Source organism: Nostoc sp. UIC 10607 (assembly GCF_047228265.1).
Lineage (GTDB): Bacteria > Cyanobacteriota > Cyanobacteriia > Cyanobacteriales > Nostocaceae > Nostoc > Nostoc foliaceum_A.
This window is the reverse complement of record NZ_JBIQNW010000002.1, coordinates 192,456-209,071: the sequence shown is the minus strand read 5'-3', so window position 1 is coordinate 209,071 and position 16,616 is coordinate 192,456. Positions and strand designations below refer to the sequence as shown.

The window sequence follows — 16,616 nt, the reverse complement described above, 5'->3', positions numbered from 1 at the left end:
TTTGTAAACTGGGAATCGGGAGACTAACTCAAAGCCCCTAATTTGAACAAGGACAATTTTTATAGTTATGGTATCGACTCACCCCACTGGGGTTCAACATTCTGGAAGTCAATATTTACCTCACAGGCACGACACCAAGGCAAATCCATCGCCTAATCAAGAACTTTTACCCTTAACTGCCAGAGTTCATAATCATGACTCCCTGGAAATTGGTGGGTGTGATGTCACAACCCTAGTTGAGCAGTTTGGTTCACCTTTATATATTTTAGATGAAGAAACCCTGCGTTCGGCTTGTCAGCAATACCGAGATGCTTTCAAGCAGTACTACAAGGGCGAATCTCAAGTATTGTATGCCTCAAAAGCTTGGAATTGTTTAGCAGTTTGTGCGATCGCCGCATCAGAAGGTTTAGGAATTGATGTCGCATCAGGCGGTGAACTTTACACTGCGCTGCAAGCAGGCGTCAATCCTGAGAAAATCTATCTTCATAGCAACAATAAATCTCGTGAAGAACTGATTTTTGCCACAGAAGTCGGTTGCACTATTGTGGTGGATAACTGGCATGAGTTACGCACTTTGGTAGAAATTGTTGAGACAGCAAATTCCCCCTCCGTACAGCCTAGATTCTTGTTGCGCTTGACCCCAGGTATTGAATGTCACACACATGAATATATCCGCACGGGGCAACTAGATAGTAAATTTGGCTTTGATCCAAATGAGTTAGAGGAATTATTTACTTTTGTCAGCAAACAGTCTTTCCTTAACTGCTTAGGGTTACATGCTCATATCGGTTCCCAAATTTTTGAGCGCCAACCGCATCGAGATTTAGCGGCTCTGATGGTACAGTGGTTACGTGATGCGGCGAAGTATGGGTTAAATTTTACAGAGTTAAATGTCGGTGGTGGTTTAGGTATTAAGTATATAGAATCAGACGATCCCCCCAGCATTGAAGAGTGGGTGAAACCGATTTGTGAGGTAATTCAAGAAGCTTGTGTAGCCGAAAATTTACCTTTGCCAAAATTACTGTGTGAACCGGGGCGATCGCTAATTGCCACAGCTTGCGTCACTGCCTATACTATTGGTTCATCCAAAGTTATCCCAGAAATTCGTACCTACGTAGCGATCGATGGGGGAATGTCCGATAATCCCCGCCCGATTACTTACCAATCAGTTTATCGGGCAGTAGTTGCCAATAAAATGTCTTCTCCTTTAACCCAAACAGTCACAATTGCTGGTAAACATTGTGAATCAGGAGATATTCTGATTAAAAATGCACTACTCCCAAAGACTGAACCAGGAGATATTCTCGTAGTTATGGGAACTGGTGCGTACAATTACAGTATGGCATCTAACTATAACCGCTTGCCCCGACCGGCAGCAGTTGTTGTGGCGAATGGCGAAGCAAATTTAATTTTGCAACGTGAAACTTATGAAGATTTAATTCGACAAGATCGCCTACCAGAAAGACTGAAAATGTAGTCATTAGTCCTTGGTCATTAGTCATTAGCCAGGAACTAATGACCAATGACTAATGACTAATGACTAAATGTAATTAGAGGCAAAAGTGTAATCCAGATGTCATGAGAGATTGGTGGAAGCAATGGCTGATAAACCTAGGATGGTCACAGTCCTTGCTACTTGGGACTCTGGATATTGTGTTAGTGCTGGCGCTGACTTACATGATACTAGTTATCATTAGTGAGCGCCGAACACTATGGATGGTGAGGGGATTCATTATCTTAATGCTAGCCTCAGCACTAAGTGGCAGATTAGGACTACCTCTGCTAAGTTTTGTACTGGAAAAGTTGGTGATTGGTTGTGCTGTGGCGATGGCAGTTGCTCTACAGTCAGAGTTTCGACGATTTTTGGAGCAATTGGGGCGTGGCGAATTCCGCCAGTTGTTTCAACCCGATCGGCTGGCAATCCCCAAATCTGATAGTGTAATTGATGAAATTGTTGAGGCTGTTAAAGAATTGTCAAAAAACCGCATTGGAGCTTTACTAATTGTGGAAACCACAGGGCCAATTGATGAGCGAGATTTTTCTGTGCCAGGAGTAAAGCTAAATGCGGAAGTTTCTAAAGAACTAATCCAGACAATTTTTCAGCCAAAAACTTTGTTACACGATGGAGCAACATTAATTCGTGGCTCACGGATCGTTTCATCGGGTATAATTTTACCACTTTCGGGACGCACAGCCTCGCGCCAGTTGGGAACACGCCACCGGGCGGCAATGGGAATTACTGAGCGGGTCGAAAATTGCATTTGTGTCGTCGTATCTGAAGAAACAGGTTCCATTTCCTTAGCGGAACGGGGAACCCTAAATAGACCGCTGACGATTAGGAAACTGAAAGAGTCATTAGAGGCTCTTTTATCCCCAACCGTCGATAGGGAAGCTGTTGCTCCTGGTCTGTTGAGTTTTGTTCGTCAGATAGGTGGGAAGACACTAGCACTGGTTTCACGTTTACTCGGATTACCATCGACCGCTTCTCGAGATAAAAAATGACAGCACAACAAACTAAACTGCAAGATTTACCTAATGACTTAAAACGAGAACTATTGCCCCAGCACGTTGCAGTGATTATGGATGGCAATGGTCGATGGGCTAAACGTCAGGGTCTACCTCGGATTATGGGTCATAAGCGAGGGGTAGATGCTCTCAAAGATTTACTTCGCTGTTGTCAAGATTGGGGGATTCAGGCACTTACAGCTTATGCTTTCTCGACAGAGAACTGGAAAAGACCACAGGAAGAGGTGGATTTTTTGATGACTCTGTTTCAAAGAGTTTTGCGCCAAGAATTGCGGGAAATGGTCGAAGAGAATGTTCAAATTAAGTTTGTGGGAAATTTGCAGGACTTGCCGCGATCGCTCCAACAAGAAATATCCCGTTCAATGGAAGAAACTAAGGATAATCGGGGTATCCGGTTTTCAGTAGCTACTAATTATGGCGGACGGCAGGAGATTTTACAAGCTTGTCAAGCGATCGCCAAACAAGTTCAGCAAGGTCTGCTACAACCCAATGAAATTGATGAACAGGTGTTTGAAAGCCACTTGTACACAGCCGGAATTACTGACCCAGATTTGTTAATTCGCACCAGTGGAGAAATGCGCCTCTCAAATTTCCTTCTCTGGCAAATGGCTTATGGAGAAATTTACATTACCGATGCTCTCTGGCCCGATTTTGACCGGGCTGAGTTTCACCGCGCCTTATGTGCCTACCAACAACGGGAGCGGCGGTTTGGGAAAGTGTAAATCAAGACTTCAACAACTTCGCCCCGCCCGGATGCTTCCCACCCAATACGCGCTTCTTGTTGCAAGTCTTGTAGTCGTCCTTGATAGATGTCTTCTTGCTGTTCCAGGAGTTTTACGCCTGCAAGAATAACTGCGATCGCGTTCTGATACTTACCGAAGCGTGATTTGGCGTTGAACTAGGGCTTCTACTTCAGGTGACAGAACGATTTGCATGGGTTTTTATCGGATTAGGAGTAACTTTAATTGTAAGCGATCACTTTGGATGGGCGTTTTTGTGAGCTATACCTACTTTAAGTAAACCAAAAAGTTTTTACTAAGGGCGATTATTCATTTTATGGTTACGCAATTTTATAATTAGCGTCAAACATAGCAGTGCAAGCTGATTTCATATAGGAGTCTATATCAGTGAAACCAATTTTAGGTTTAGCGATCAGTTGCATATTCATTTCTTCACCAGCTTTTGCACAGGTACAATTACAACCATTATCTGGTATCAAGATTTTAGTTAACCCAGGACATGGAGGGCAAGAAACTGGCGCAGCTGGACCAACAGGATATTTAGCTAAAGATGTCAGCCTGACAGTATCTAAGTTGCTGCGTGATGAACTGGTCTTAAGAGGCGCGTTAGTAGTGATGACGCGAGAAGATGACAGAGAACTAGCATTGTCTGATCGCCAAGCCATGATTGATCAACAACAACCAGCGATCGCTCTAACTATACATTACACAGCAGTACCTGACGATGGAGATGCAGAGAATACCAAGGGCATTAGAACTTTTTGGTATCATTCCCAAGCCCATAGCCTAGCCGTTTTTCTCCACAATTATCTAGTTAACCAGCTAGGACGTTCATCAATGGGGGTATTTTGGAATAACTTGGCGCTAACTCGTCCCTCTACAGCACCATCAGTGGTAATGGAACTGGGTTTTATGACCAACCCCGAAGAATTTGAATGGATAACCAACGCCGATGAACAACAAAAATTAGCGCGAGTCTTGGCAGATGGCGTTGTTGAGTGGTTTCAGGGTGCAATCACTCTGCGATCTAAATAGCATCGATGCAAATAAAGTTAATTTGAGAGGGAAAAACTTTTTGGTTTACCTACTTTATAAAATTGGCGATGCCTACGGCGGTAAACTACGCACTTATTACGGTGAACTGTACTCTTCCTTATGGCCCAGAAAACACCGCTTGTTCTACATCATCCCGACTAAGAGAATACTTGAATGAACGTTGGATATCTTGTCCATTTTCCCCAGATTGGACATATCGCACTACGATTTGCTCAACATCGAGCCATAGTTCAGCTTTCCAACTAGGGCGCTGCACATGCCAGCAATGTCTCTGTGTGTCGTCTTGTTGACAGCCTTGGTCTTTTAGCCACTGTTCAATTTGTGGCAGGGGATGATTATATAACGGGGTATCAGAGGGAAGAAGAGGCATAGGAATTTGCGATTTTGGATTAGGAAATCTTTTAATTTTTAATTACCATAAGGGTAATTAGTTGCGATACATGAGTAATCTGCTGTTGTACAGATGGAGTTGGGTGTAGCAAATGCGTTTGGAAAGCAGCATCACCACGAGTTAAGCCAATGGTAATTGCTAGTAGAAGACAACCTACAAATGTTAACACCAGCATAAATAAAGCAAAAATTTCGCCAGATGAGAGAGGGCGATCGCTCGCATCGAGGTAAGCTGATTTTGACCAGTCATGAGAACGCGAGACGGGACGGTTCAAGTCTGGAGGTGGTTGAATCACCGCAAAGCGAGAATAGCCAATTTTTGAATCATAGCTTAACCGCCGTTCTGGATGGCTTAGGGTAGCGTAGGCTTCGTTGATTTGCTGAAATTTAAGAGTGGCGATCGCAGTAGGCAAGTCTGTAGTATCAGGATGATAGCGTTTGCTCAGTTGCCGATAAGCACGACGAATGTCGATTACCGATGCCGAGGGATGCAGTCCTAGCAGGGAGTAATAAGTTGGTTTACTGCTTTGTGGCATTGCCCCGTTGTGGTTCACGGCTGTTTGAGTCACCTTGCTCAAAGATATTTTTTATATTCTAAATCCTTTGTGATTGGCGAAGACGCAAGAAGACACAGCATCTCAAGTATCTGATAAAATATTTTATAAAGCATTTAATTAGATGCGATGGATATCAAAATTAATCTTGAGAATATTCAAACTCTCACCGACTTCAAGCGCAATGCTAAAGACTACCTAGAGCGGATCAAGACCACAAAATCCCCGCTTGTACTAACTGTAAACGGGAAAGCGGAGGTTGTGGTACATGAAGCGCAAGCGTTTCAGCAGATGATAGATAAACTCGCTCGCCTTGAGGAAGAACTGCAAAAACTTAAGCTAGAAGCGTTACGGAGTCAGATCGACATTGGGATTAAGCAACTTGAAAGCGGCCAGTATACTGAATATAATGACGAGTCAGTTTCGGCTTTTTTTGCAAATATTAAAGCACGAGAGCAGGAAAAATTGGCTGACAGCGATTCTGTATGAGTCGATTTCGGATTTCTACTCAAGCAGCGCAAGATATTGAAAATATCTGGAAATATGCAGCGCCAAATAATTTGAAAGTTGCTAATAGACTTTTTGATACTCTGCGAGAAAGTTTTCCAAAACTGGCTAAATTTCCCAAATGGGCAGAGAAAGGTTTGAATTAGCACCTTTTTTGCGAAGTTTTCCGATAAAAAATTATTTAATTTTTTATCGTCCAATAGACGAAGGCATAGAAATTATACGTATATTGCACGGCTCACAAGATATAGAAACTATTTTTCAAGATGAAGGCTGAGGTCAAAATAATTCGTAATTTATAGTTAAGTCCCCACGAATAGATGAGAGGGCTTGAAATATTGATTACATTTTTTATCCATTAATAAATTCAGGGATTTATAGCATTAATTACAAATTATTTTGGTCAATAGCTGGATATGCTATCTCATCCTTAACGGATTAAATCAGCACGAGGTTTAAAGGTTTCAATTTGCCGTAACTTTTCGTAAAGTTCTCGTTCTTCTTGACTAATATTTTTCGGTGTAACTATTTGAATTTCTACTAACTGATCGCCACGTTTACCGTCTTCACTGGGATAGCCTTTATTGCCTAATCGAAATTTTTGACCAGACCTAACTCCGGGAGGGGTAGTCATTTTTACAGGCCCATCAAGAGTAGGTGCTTCTACTTGTCCTCCTAAAACTGCCTCGCTGGGAGTAACCGGTACTTGGCAGACGATATTTAAACCTTCTAGCTTGAATAATGGATGAGGTTCAACGGTTATTTTTAAGTACAGGTCGCCACCACCAACGCCTTGGTTTCGCAAACGGATGGTTTGACCTGTTACCATCCCTGGAGGCATATTAACTTCTAGCGATCGCCCATCTTCCAAACGAATGCGTTCATTACCACCTTGATAAGCTTTTTCTAATGGGAGCGTTAATCTAGCTTCTATATCTCGACGGGTAGTGCGAGGTGGAGTGTTAACGGTGTAGGCAACTTTTGTTCTGGGGGAACGAAACGGATCGCTAGTATTGCCATTATTGGAGTTACTTGCTGCACTCTTATTTTTGACGCCGATAACTTGATTAATAAAGCTTTCAAAGTCAGAGAATTGGCTTGGATCTACGTCCTGATTGCCATTGCGATCGCTAGGAGCACTTTGCCAAGTTTTAGCTTTTGGTGTCTGTTTGTTGCCCGCAAAGCCTTTTTGCTTCCAGTAGCGGCTAAACTGGTCGTACTGCGATCGCTTGGCTGTGTCTGAAAGGACTTCATAAGCCTCGCCGATATCCTTAAATTTATCCTCAGATGCTTTATTACCCGGATTAAGATCGGGGTGATATTGTCTCGCTAACCGCCGATAAACCTTTTTAATTTCCTCGCTAGAGGCATCTTTAGATACTCCCAAAATCTCGTAGTAATCGCGGAAATTCGGCAAATTTTGCATAGTCAGTTATTTAAATTTTAGATTTTAGTCTTCGGCGTGAGCGCTCGGTCGAACGATTTTGGATTAATTAGGAGTTAAGGGTTAGGAGTTATGAGTTGAAAATTACGAGTTGAAAGATTTAATTTTTAATTTATTACTCCTCACTTCTAACTTCTCACTCCTAACTTCTAACGTTTATTAGGAGTATTACAACCAATCATTGTCTTCTTCATCATCCCAGTTATCTTGGTAGCTGGGACGGGATTTGCGTGGAGGACGGCTGTCATAGGAGGAAGAACGACTGTCTCGGCTATAGTCTCTGCCATAGTCTTTACCGTAATCTCTGCCATAGTCGTTACCATAGGAATCGCGTTCCCGATATGTATCTCTGGGGGATTCGCGTTCTTTATCTTTATCACCAGTAAAGATGTCACGGATTGTACCAAACAAGTCGTCATCTTCATCTTCAGCATAAGTCTGGCGGACTTCCCGATTTAGCTCATAGAGAGCATCTTGTAAATCGGCGTAGGCTTGGTCAATACCGCGATCGCTATTTTCCTTGAGACTCTCTTTCAGGTCTCGGCAAATATTATCAATTCTTTGGCGGCGGCTGCGGGCAAACTGCATACCAAATTCGAGTGCTACTTCTCTAAGCTGTCGTTCTGCTTGGAAAATCAACGCCTCAGAACGAGTCCGCTTTTCTACTCTTTCTTTACGTTCGCGATCAACATCGGCGTATTTTTGTGCATCTTGAATCATTCGATTCACTTCTGACTCGTTCAAAGTAGAAGCGCCTTGAACAGTGATACTCTGTTCTCGCCCAGTGGTTCTATCTAGGGCTGTTACCTGTAAAATACCGTTAGCATCAATATCAAATGACACCTGAACTTGGGGAATTCCTCGTGGCGCTGGCGGGATGCCATAGAGCTTGAAACGACCTAAAGACTTATTGTTTGCAGCCATTTCCCGTTCGCCCTGAACTACGTGGATTTCCACAGTATTTTGGTTATTTTCAGACGTGGAAAAAATGTCAGAGCGCCGGACTGGAATGGTAGTGTTGCGGGGAATAAGTTTTTTCATCACGCCGCCGATGGTTTCCAATCCCAAAGATAACGGTGTGACATCTAAAAGCAGCACATCTTTGAGTTCACCTGCGAGAATGCCTGCTTGAATTGCTGCACCCACTCCCACTACTTCATCCGGGTTGACGTTTTCGTTAGGTTCTGTGCCAATCAAGTCCCGCACTAACTGCTTCACCATTGGCATCCGTGTAGAACCGCCAACTAACACCACTTCTTCAATATCTCTAGGTGAAAGTCCGGCATCTTTAAGGGCGCGTTTCACTGGTGTCCGCAATCGCCCTACCAAATCACCACACAAACCTTCAAACTGGGAACGAGTTAGACGAGTTTCCAGATGTTTGGGGCCATCTTCCGTGGCGGTGATGAAGGGTAAGTTAATATCAGTGACGCTGACAGCAGAAAGCTCAATTTTGGCTTTTTCCGCCGCTTCCATTAGACGTTGTAAAGCTTGGCGATCGCGTCTTAAGTCTACCTCTTCTGTTTCCAAAAATTGCTCTGCTAACCAATCTACTATTATTTTGTCAAAGTCGTTACCACCAAGTTGCGTATCTCCACTGGTAGCTTTGACTTCAAATATTCCATCGCCTACTTCTAAAATCGATACGTCAAAGGTGCCACCACCCAAGTCAAAGACTAAGATAGTTTCCGTGTCACCCCGATCTAATCCATAAGCCAAAGATGCAGCAGTCGGTTCATTAAGAATCCGCAGCACTTCTAAACCGGCAATTCTGCCAGCATCGCGGGTTGCTTGCCGTTGAGAATCGTTAAAATAAGCGGGTACTGTAATCACTGCCCCTGTCACTGGTTCACCCAAATAGCGACTAGCATCGTCTGCCAATTTCTTCAGCACCATTGCCGAAATTTCTTCTGGGGCGAAATCTTTATTGAGACGGGGACAGGCAACTTTAATATTACCTACTTCATCCTTACGAATGGTGTAGGGTACACGCTTGGAATCAGGATTAAGTTCGCCATATTTCCGCCCAATAAAGCGTTTGACTGCGAAAAAGGTATTTTGTGGATTGAGGACGGTTTGTCGCCGTGCCATTTGCCCAACTACCCTTTCGCCTTCTTTGCTGAAGCCAACTACGGAGGGGGTTGTTCGCATTCCTTCTGCATTGGCAATCACCACCGGCTTGCCACCCTCCATAACGGCGACTACTGAGTTGGTTGTACCCAAGTCGATGCCGACTACCTTGCCCATGCGTTACTCTTCTCCTAAAGTGTCTTATATATTTATTATGATTGGGCGGAACTACCTCTAGCTTTGTGCTATTGGATGAAAACACCTCAATGGTATAATAGTCTTCATTAAGGCAGTAAGCTAAGAAGTGCAGCTAGAGGAGATAGTTGCAAGACTAGGATAGCATTGACGATGATTGGTGTGTCCAAGCAGCCTCAATTCTTGTTATCTAACTACTTCTATGCACTGTATCTGCAAATTTGTAAATGCACCTTAATAATACTTGCTCTGGTTCTTTGAGTGCCTGAAAACCTTAATATTACTAGTATTTTAAACATTTGAATTTAACAGAGCGATTACAAACCTCCCTGAGTGAGATTGCGCGAGAACGTGATCCTTACATGGCAACCGCTGGACATTTCTTTGTCCAAGAATACATTCGCCAGCAATTTTCCCAATGGGGGAGTGTGGAAATCCACACCTTTGAAGTCAGGGGTAAAGCTTGTAAGAACTTGATATTAAATTTACCTTCCCAAGCGAGACGACAAAAAAAGGATTTGCCACCTATTTTAATTGGTGCTCATTATGATGGCGTTCCCGGAACACCAGGGGCTGATGATAATGCCACAGGTGTGGCGGTGTTGCTGGAATTAGCCAGAAAGTTTGCTGCTGAACCTGTGAGATATCCCTTAAGGCTAGTTGCTTTCGATATGGAAGAATATGGCTTACTGGGTAGTGCTGATTATGCAGCCCTGTTGCACCAACAAAAGCAACGATTACGCTTAATGATCTCCCTAGAAATGCTGGGCTATAAGGATTCTACGCCTGGTTCCCAAAATTATCCCTCTCCTCTGGAACGCTTCTATCCAGACAGAGGTGATTTTATTGCTTTAATTGGCAATTTACGGACATTACCCGACTTAATTGGCATGAGCCGTAATATTCGCAAAGCTGGCGTATCTAGTCAATGGCTACCCGTGCCGAATCGAGGTTTAATAGTTCCCCAAACTAGACTTAGCGATCATGCACCTTTCTGGGATTTGGGTTATCCAGCAATTATGGTTACAGATACGGCATTCTTGCGAAATCCACATTATCACAAACCTAGTGATGCGATCGCTACTTTGGATTTAGATTTTCTTAGCGGTGTATGTGAAGGGTTGGAAATTGCGATTCGGCTGTTGTAATCAAATTAATAGTAATGGTTTACCGATTAAACCAAGCTCCAGTGGTGTTGCAAAATGGACACACACTTACATTACCAGACTTGCTACTAGGTTGGGAACTATAAGTTTGTAGTAAGGACTTTAGTCCTTGTTTTAAGCACTTCAGTGCTTACTACATACCAAGCTTTAGCTTGATGGACTAGTAGGTTTGGCAGTGCTTACCCTACGGTTATTGAAAAGGTTTCAGGTTTTCAATGCATAAATCCTAATGTTGTGATAGAAAGCCTCAGAAGTTGGGAATACTCAAGGTTGGGTGTGCCGCTAATTTGGGCAGCATGGTAAATATTCGCGTGTGTGTCAAAACTCAAAAATGAGTTTATGTAGCTGTGGAATGCACCAGAAAAAAGTTAGTAACAGGAGCAATTTCAATGATTAGTCCATCATCTGATTTACTAGATAAAATTCGTCAGCAATTTGACGCTTCTCCTTATCCAAGAGTTCCTCTTGATAAATCTCCTAAAGATGATACTAACTTACTCTACATTCATAACTTAGTAACACCTTACTATTTGAGGAATCAAAAAGTTATCGATCCTAAAGGCAAAGTAATTTTAGATGCTGGATGCGGCACTGGCTATAAATCATTAATCTTAGCAGAAGCTAATCCAGGGGCGAAAGTTGTTGGAATTGATATATCAGAAGAATCGATTAAATTAGCACGGCAACGTTTAGAACATCATGGATTTGACAATGCAGAGTTTCATGTATTGCCAATTGAGGAATTACCAGAGCTAGATTACCAATTTGACTATATAAATTGTGATGAACTTCTGTATCTTTTTCCTGATTTAACTGTTGCATTACAAGCAATGAAATCAGTTTTAAAATCTGATGGTATTATTCGCAGCAATTTGCATAGTTCAATCCAGAGGTTTAATTATTTCCGCGCTCAGAAAGTCTTCACAATGATGGGTTTGATGGACGAAAATCCAGAAGACCTAGAAATGGAAATTGTAGTAGAAACGATGAAAGCTTTGAAGGATAATGTTCAACTCAAGGCTACTACATGGAATTCTAATTATGAAGGAGAAAATGGAAAAGAGCGAATCTTAATGAATTATTTGTTTCATGGTGATAAAGGTTACACCATCTCTGATTTGTTCACAGCTTTGAGAGCCGCTGACCTAGATTTTATCAGCATGGTTAACTGGCGTAAGTGGGACTTGATGAATCTGTTTAAAGAACCAGATAATTTACCTGCTTTTCTGGGGATGAGCTTACCAGAGATTTCTGTAGAACAGCAACTACAGCTTTTTGAACTTATACATCCTATTCATCGGCTAATTGACTTTTGGTGTGGTCATCCCAACCAAGCACAAACTTTCGTACCAGTTTCAGAATGGACTGACTCTGATTGGCGAGTAGCGAAGGTGCATCTATATCCTCAGTTAAAAACTCCTAATTTCCGAGAAGACCTCGTAGCCTGTATTACAGAGATTAGAGCGTTTCCCATTAGTCAATATTTATCGCCAACTGAGGAATTTGTTGGTATTGATAGCTCAATAGCACTTTGCTTGATACCTTTGTTAGAGCAACCCCAGTCGATGATATCTCTAGTGCAGCACTGGAAGCAATTCAGACCAATAGATCCTGTCACTTTAAAGCCTACAGATGAGAAACAAGCCTTTTATATAGTGCAACAGCTGCTGCTGAGTTTGGAGAGTCTTGGTTACGTAATGCTGGAACGCCAATCGGATGAGGATGTTACTCATTGATCAGTAGCTAGGCGTAAATAAATTAAAGTTTGTAGTAAGGACTTTAGTCCTGATAATCCTGAAGAAGCGATGAATCGCTCACTACGAACTAAAATTTTATTTTACGTCTAATTATACCTACCTACTTACATCTGTTTTTTTCAATTGTATGCAATATCAGGTTGTTCGCACGGTAGCACAGCTTTGCTACCAAAGCACTAATAGCATCCAAACTATAACCGCTATATTTGGTTAAAAAGTTTTTTTGGTGGGGTGATATGAAACAAAACGGGAGTGGGTAAGTTACATCTAGAACACACAACCACTTCCTATCCCAGGGAAAACACTTATGAAAACCGAATTGAAAGCCAAGTTTATCCAACACATCCTCAACAAAAAGAAGGAAAATGAGGGTTTCACACTTATTGAACTACTTGTAGTAATCATCATTATCGGTATTTTGTCTGCTATTGCATTGCCTTCTTTCTTGAACCAAGCAAACAAAGCTAAACAGTCTGAAGCTAAAACAATAACTGGTTCAATGAACCGAGCGCAGCAAGCCTACTATCTTGAAAACGGTAAGTTTGTCTTTGGCACTGACGATGCAACTAGTGCTGCGGCTTTTGGTAGTTTAGGTCTAGGTGTGAAAACACAAACTGAAAATTACAAGTATGGAATTGTCGGTGGTGACAAACTTGTTACCAATCAGGCCCAACTCAAAACTCCACTTGCTCCTCTTAAAGTTTATGTTGGTGGAGTAGGTGTTGCTGTTGTTTCTGACACAAGTGAAGCAACTACTGTAGCTCTATTGTGTGAATCTAAACTACCTGGTAACGTTACTGACGCAGCAGATGGTACAGAAACATTTGTTGACGCTAATATTCCTGCTGCCGGAGGTGCCACAAGTTGTCCTGATAAGTACGACTCCTTAGCTAAGTAAAGAATTTAGATATTCATAAAGTAACGACTCAATACTTCAATCAAGTTCTTCAGTTGAGTTAGGTACTGTACATCAGTGGTTAGAGAATTCTATCCACTGTTATTTATTTAGATAATCATCAAATACTCCCTGACCTCCAAAAGATTACCCATCTTCTTATTTTGCTTTCTAAATGGGTATTATTAATTGAGACAGGGAGTATTTCCTATTTGTAGTAAGGACTTCAGTCCTTAAAAAAACTCATCCTTAGGGCATCAAAGCTCCCTACAGCTAATAACTACATATACTTACTTAATTACTGATGATTACTAATATCACGAATTTTCAAACAGAAGGCTATCAAAATTTTCTTGCAGGTGAATATGCTCAAGCAGCATATCTATATGAACAAGCAATCGCTGATGAACCTGATGTAATCTCCAATTACTGGCATCTGGGGCTAACCTTACTGTTACAAGGGCAAGAAGCAGAAGCACAAATGACTTGGATGCTAGCAATAGCAGAAGTTGAAGAAGAAAAAATCCAATTTCACACAACAGAATTAATTAAAGTTTTACAAATAGAAGCAGAACGACGAGAACATCTCGAAGAATTTTCTATATCCTGGCTAATCCGTCAGCACATCCAAGAAATTCATCCTTCTGATATCAATAACCTATTAAATATTATTCAACTGTCCATTCAATTAAATAATTTTGATGGCGCACAGTTAAATGATGTGGGTATTATCCAATTATTAAATTCCAAAGAAATTGGAGATTTAAATTTAGAACTATTAAATCAAGTATTACAACAAGTTCTTGACACTCAACCTTTACATCTATCATATCTAGACTTAGTAGAAGCTTGTTTACCTTATTTTGCAAATCCACATCAAGGTTTCTGCATACTTTTACCTGCGGCAATTAAAATTGGTCATACATTCAAGCAGCCTAAACTAGCAGCGCAGATTTTAGAGTTGTACTTGCGCCTAGACCCAGAAGAAGTAGAAACTTTACGACATTTAGCTATTTTTTATCAAGATTCTCAAAACTATACATTGGGAATAGAAAAAGCTAAATTGTGTTATTCTCTATCAAAAAAATTACCTGATAAAATATTTGCCCTTCATTTAGTTCTACGTGGATTAATGTCTGCTGGCGGATATTGGCAAGAAATATGCTCAACCAGTCAAGAATTAGAATGTGTGCTGCAAGAATTTATCAAAGCGCAGCCACTTGCAGTAGATGAAGTCAGGACTCTACGTTTACTTACGCCATCCTTTGCATTACCACATATTAAAGACAGTCCAGCAGATTTTAGAAAAATTCATAATCAAGTAGCGCAAATATTCCAGAATAATATTCAAGCCATAGCTCATGAGGAAACACAGCGTTACTCGCAGCGGATTATAAATAATCAAAGTTCAGGAATTTCCACCAAACCCTTAAAAATTGGATATATATCTTATGCCTTAAGAAGACATTCTGTAGGCTGGCTAGCTCGCTGGCTAATACAGCATCATAATCGAGAAAAATTTGAAATTTATAACTATTCAGTTAGCTATAAACTAGTAGATGATTTTTTGCAAGAATGGTATGTAAATAAATCATCTAAGGCTCGAAAATTAGGAATTAATGCCTTTGAAATTGCGGAACAAATATATGAAGATGAAATAGATATTTTAGTAGACCTAGATAGTATCACCCTAGATATTAGCAGTGAAGTGATGGCACTCAAGCCAGCACCAATTCAAGTTACTTGGCTTGGTTGGGATGCTTCAGGTATACCTGCAATTGATTACTTTATCGCCGACCCTTACGTATTGCCAGATTCAGCCCAGGATTATTATACAGAGAAAATTTGGCGATTACCCCATACTTATGTAGCCGTTGATGGTTTTGAAGTGGATGTACCTACACTACGTCGAGATGAGTTAAATATTCCTAATGATGCTGTAATCTATCTCAGCGCTCAACGTGGATATAAACGTCACCCTGAAACGACAAAATGGCAAATGAAAATAATCAAAGAAGTCCAAAATAGTTACTTCTTGATTAAAGGTGATGCGGAAGAAGAAGCGATTAAACAGTTTTTCTACAAAATAGCTGAACAAGAGGGTGTGGAGTGTTCCAGGCTGCGATTTTTGCCTCAAGATCCCTCTGAAGCTATCCACAGAGCGAATTTAACAATTGCTGATGTTGTATTAGATACATATCCCTACAATGGCGCTACTACAACCCTAGAAACCCTCTGGATGGGTATCCCGTTAGTAACTAGAGTTGGACAGCAATTTGCGGCTCGTAATAGTTACACCATGATGATGAATGCGGGTATCACAGAAGGTATTGCTTGGACTGATGAAGAATATGTAGAGTGGGGTGTGCGTTTGGGGAAGGATGAGGCTTTACGCCAGCAGGTGGTTTTGAAGTTGAAAGCATCTCGACAAACAGCACCCCTGTGGAATGGTAAGCAGTTTACCCGTGATATGGAGAAGGCTTACGAGCAGATGTGGCAAAGCTATATTGAGGGTAAATAAGCTCGTAGTGAGCGGCTCTAGCGCTCAAAGTTGAGGTTAATAAGGGCTGAAGCCCTTACTACGAACTTTAGGAACGTTAGGAAGGTTACAAATTATCCCAGTCTTTGCCATAATCTTGCAGTGGATATTTAGTCCAAGAATCACGCAGCCATTGCTTTCCACAAGTTTCTAAATACCAGTGAACAATACTTTCAAGCCAATCATAAGGCGATTGAACTAAACTATGCTTGACTGGGTTGTAATGAATATAGTTAAGAGTTGTGTAGTAATGTCGTTCAGAGCGGATAGCGCGATCGCTCCAAGAATACCAGATTTTACGCTTAGTGATATTGTCTTCTATATTCCACTGTCGCGAAAGCGCACCATGTATTCTGCGAAACAAATCACTCAAAACATCAAAATTTACAACCTGAACTAGTAAATGATAGTGGTTAGGCAAAATAATCCAAGCACAGATTGTTAAGTTTGTAGTCAGCGCTTCAGCGCTTTCATGATCATTTTCACTAATGCTAAACCTATCAAATATCATATTTAATAATTGCTGACGGCGCGATTCAGATTGCATGTAACACTTATGCTCATAACAAGCTGCTGTTAACAGATAAAATTTCCTATCCCGTATTAGATGTGGTGGCGAGTGGGGTGGATAGCCACGACTTAAGCGTTGTTTAACTAATTCAGCTTTTTGTTCTGGTGTGAGTTTATGATATTCATACATAAATTTGTTTAAGCACTGAAGTGCTTACTACGAACTTTTTGTTTGTAGTCAGGACTTTAGTCCTGCTGGTTTCTGAA

Annotated in this window: 13 protein-coding genes and 2 pseudogenes; 10 read left to right on the top strand and 5 right to left on the bottom strand. The window is 41.4% G+C overall.

All coding sequences use genetic code 11. The annotated features are described in order from the left end of the window. Nucleotides 1-67 precede the first annotated feature (67 nt). From lysA to ACEYW6_RS03055, 4 genes and pseudogenes are all read left to right on the top strand, one after another. Nucleotides 68-1,477, top strand: coding sequence for a diaminopimelate decarboxylase (gene lysA, locus ACEYW6_RS03070; RefSeq protein ID WP_412978569.1), 1,410 nt, complete (start codon nucleotides 68-70; stop codon nucleotides 1,475-1,477). 101 nt (nucleotides 1,478-1,578) lie between these two features. Next, the gene (cdaA, locus tag ACEYW6_RS03065; protein ID WP_190895093.1) at nucleotides 1,579-2,502 is read left to right on the top strand and encodes a diadenylate cyclase CdaA; all 924 of its coding nucleotides are present in this window, start codon (nucleotides 1,579-1,581) and stop codon (nucleotides 2,500-2,502) included. After that, nucleotides 2,499-3,248 carry an isoprenyl transferase gene (locus ACEYW6_RS03060; RefSeq protein WP_196511731.1) on the top strand — a complete coding sequence of 250 codons (750 nt, stop codon included), beginning with the start codon at nucleotides 2,499-2,501 and terminating at the stop codon, nucleotides 3,246-3,248. Before cdaA ends, ACEYW6_RS03060 begins: the two co-directional genes overlap by 4 nt. Before the next feature lie 477 nt (nucleotides 3,249-3,725). Beyond that, a pseudogene (locus tag ACEYW6_RS03055) lies at nucleotides 3,726-4,301 on the top strand (N-acetylmuramoyl-L-alanine amidase family protein); the annotation flags it as partial. Between the two features lie 118 nt (nucleotides 4,302-4,419). Here ACEYW6_RS03055 and ACEYW6_RS03050 read toward each other — a convergent pair. Then, the gene (locus ACEYW6_RS03050) at nucleotides 4,420-4,692 is read right to left on the bottom strand and encodes a DUF3143 domain-containing protein (protein ID WP_069071493.1); all 273 of its coding nucleotides are present in this window, start codon (nucleotides 4,690-4,692) and stop codon (nucleotides 4,420-4,422) included. A gap of 31 nt (nucleotides 4,693-4,723) precedes the next feature. Further along, a complete protein-coding gene (locus ACEYW6_RS03045; RefSeq protein ID WP_412978655.1) occupies nucleotides 4,724-5,248 on the bottom strand; it encodes a J domain-containing protein in 525 nt (174 codons plus the stop codon). A gap of 147 nt (nucleotides 5,249-5,395) precedes the next feature. Here ACEYW6_RS03045 and ACEYW6_RS03040 point away from each other — a divergent pair, with 147 nt between their 5' ends. Both ACEYW6_RS03040 and ACEYW6_RS03035 read left to right on the top strand, forming a co-directional pair. Next, nucleotides 5,396-5,755 (top strand): type II toxin-antitoxin system prevent-host-death family antitoxin, encoded by a 360-nt coding sequence (locus ACEYW6_RS03040; RefSeq protein ID WP_412978568.1) that lies wholly within the window; start codon nucleotides 5,396-5,398, stop codon nucleotides 5,753-5,755. Next, a pseudogene (locus tag ACEYW6_RS03035) lies at nucleotides 5,752-6,050 on the top strand (type II toxin-antitoxin system RelE/ParE family toxin). Before ACEYW6_RS03040 ends, ACEYW6_RS03035 begins: the two are co-directional and overlap by 4 nt. Nucleotides 6,051-6,203: 153 nt before the next feature. Here ACEYW6_RS03035 and ACEYW6_RS03030 read toward each other — a convergent pair. Both ACEYW6_RS03030 and dnaK read right to left on the bottom strand, forming a co-directional pair. Then, complete coding sequence (locus ACEYW6_RS03030; RefSeq protein WP_190895096.1) at nucleotides 6,204-7,199, bottom strand: DnaJ C-terminal domain-containing protein; 996 nt, start codon at nucleotides 7,197-7,199, stop codon at nucleotides 6,204-6,206. A gap of 186 nt (nucleotides 7,200-7,385) precedes the next feature. After that, the gene (gene dnaK / locus ACEYW6_RS03025; protein WP_412978567.1) at nucleotides 7,386-9,464 is read right to left on the bottom strand and encodes a molecular chaperone DnaK; all 2,079 of its coding nucleotides are present in this window, start codon (nucleotides 9,462-9,464) and stop codon (nucleotides 7,386-7,388) included. 317 nt (nucleotides 9,465-9,781) lie between these two features. On the opposite strand from dnaK, the gene ACEYW6_RS03020 reads away from it, so the two are divergent. From ACEYW6_RS03020 to ACEYW6_RS03005, 4 genes are all read left to right on the top strand, one after another. Then, nucleotides 9,782-10,630, top strand: a complete 849-nt coding sequence (locus ACEYW6_RS03020; RefSeq protein ID WP_412978566.1) for a M28 family peptidase — start codon at nucleotides 9,782-9,784, stop codon at nucleotides 10,628-10,630. 407 nt (nucleotides 10,631-11,037) lie between these two features. Continuing rightward, nucleotides 11,038-12,384 (top strand): class I SAM-dependent methyltransferase, encoded by a 1,347-nt coding sequence (locus ACEYW6_RS03015; protein WP_412978565.1) that lies wholly within the window; start codon nucleotides 11,038-11,040, stop codon nucleotides 12,382-12,384. A 328-nt stretch (nucleotides 12,385-12,712) separates the two neighbouring features. Continuing rightward, nucleotides 12,713-13,303 (top strand): type IV pilin-like G/H family protein, encoded by a 591-nt coding sequence (locus ACEYW6_RS03010; RefSeq protein WP_412978564.1) that lies wholly within the window; start codon nucleotides 12,713-12,715, stop codon nucleotides 13,301-13,303. Nucleotides 13,304-13,604: 301 nt separating this feature from the next. Further along, complete coding sequence (locus ACEYW6_RS03005; RefSeq protein WP_412978563.1) at nucleotides 13,605-15,821, top strand: O-linked N-acetylglucosamine transferase, SPINDLY family protein; 2,217 nt, start codon at nucleotides 13,605-13,607, stop codon at nucleotides 15,819-15,821. Between the two features lie 85 nt (nucleotides 15,822-15,906). Here ACEYW6_RS03005 and ACEYW6_RS03000 read toward each other — a convergent pair whose 3' ends face one another. Further along, complete coding sequence (locus ACEYW6_RS03000) at nucleotides 15,907-16,539, bottom strand: transposase (RefSeq protein ID WP_412978562.1); 633 nt, start codon at nucleotides 16,537-16,539, stop codon at nucleotides 15,907-15,909. Between the last annotated feature and the right edge of the window lie 77 nt (nucleotides 16,540-16,616).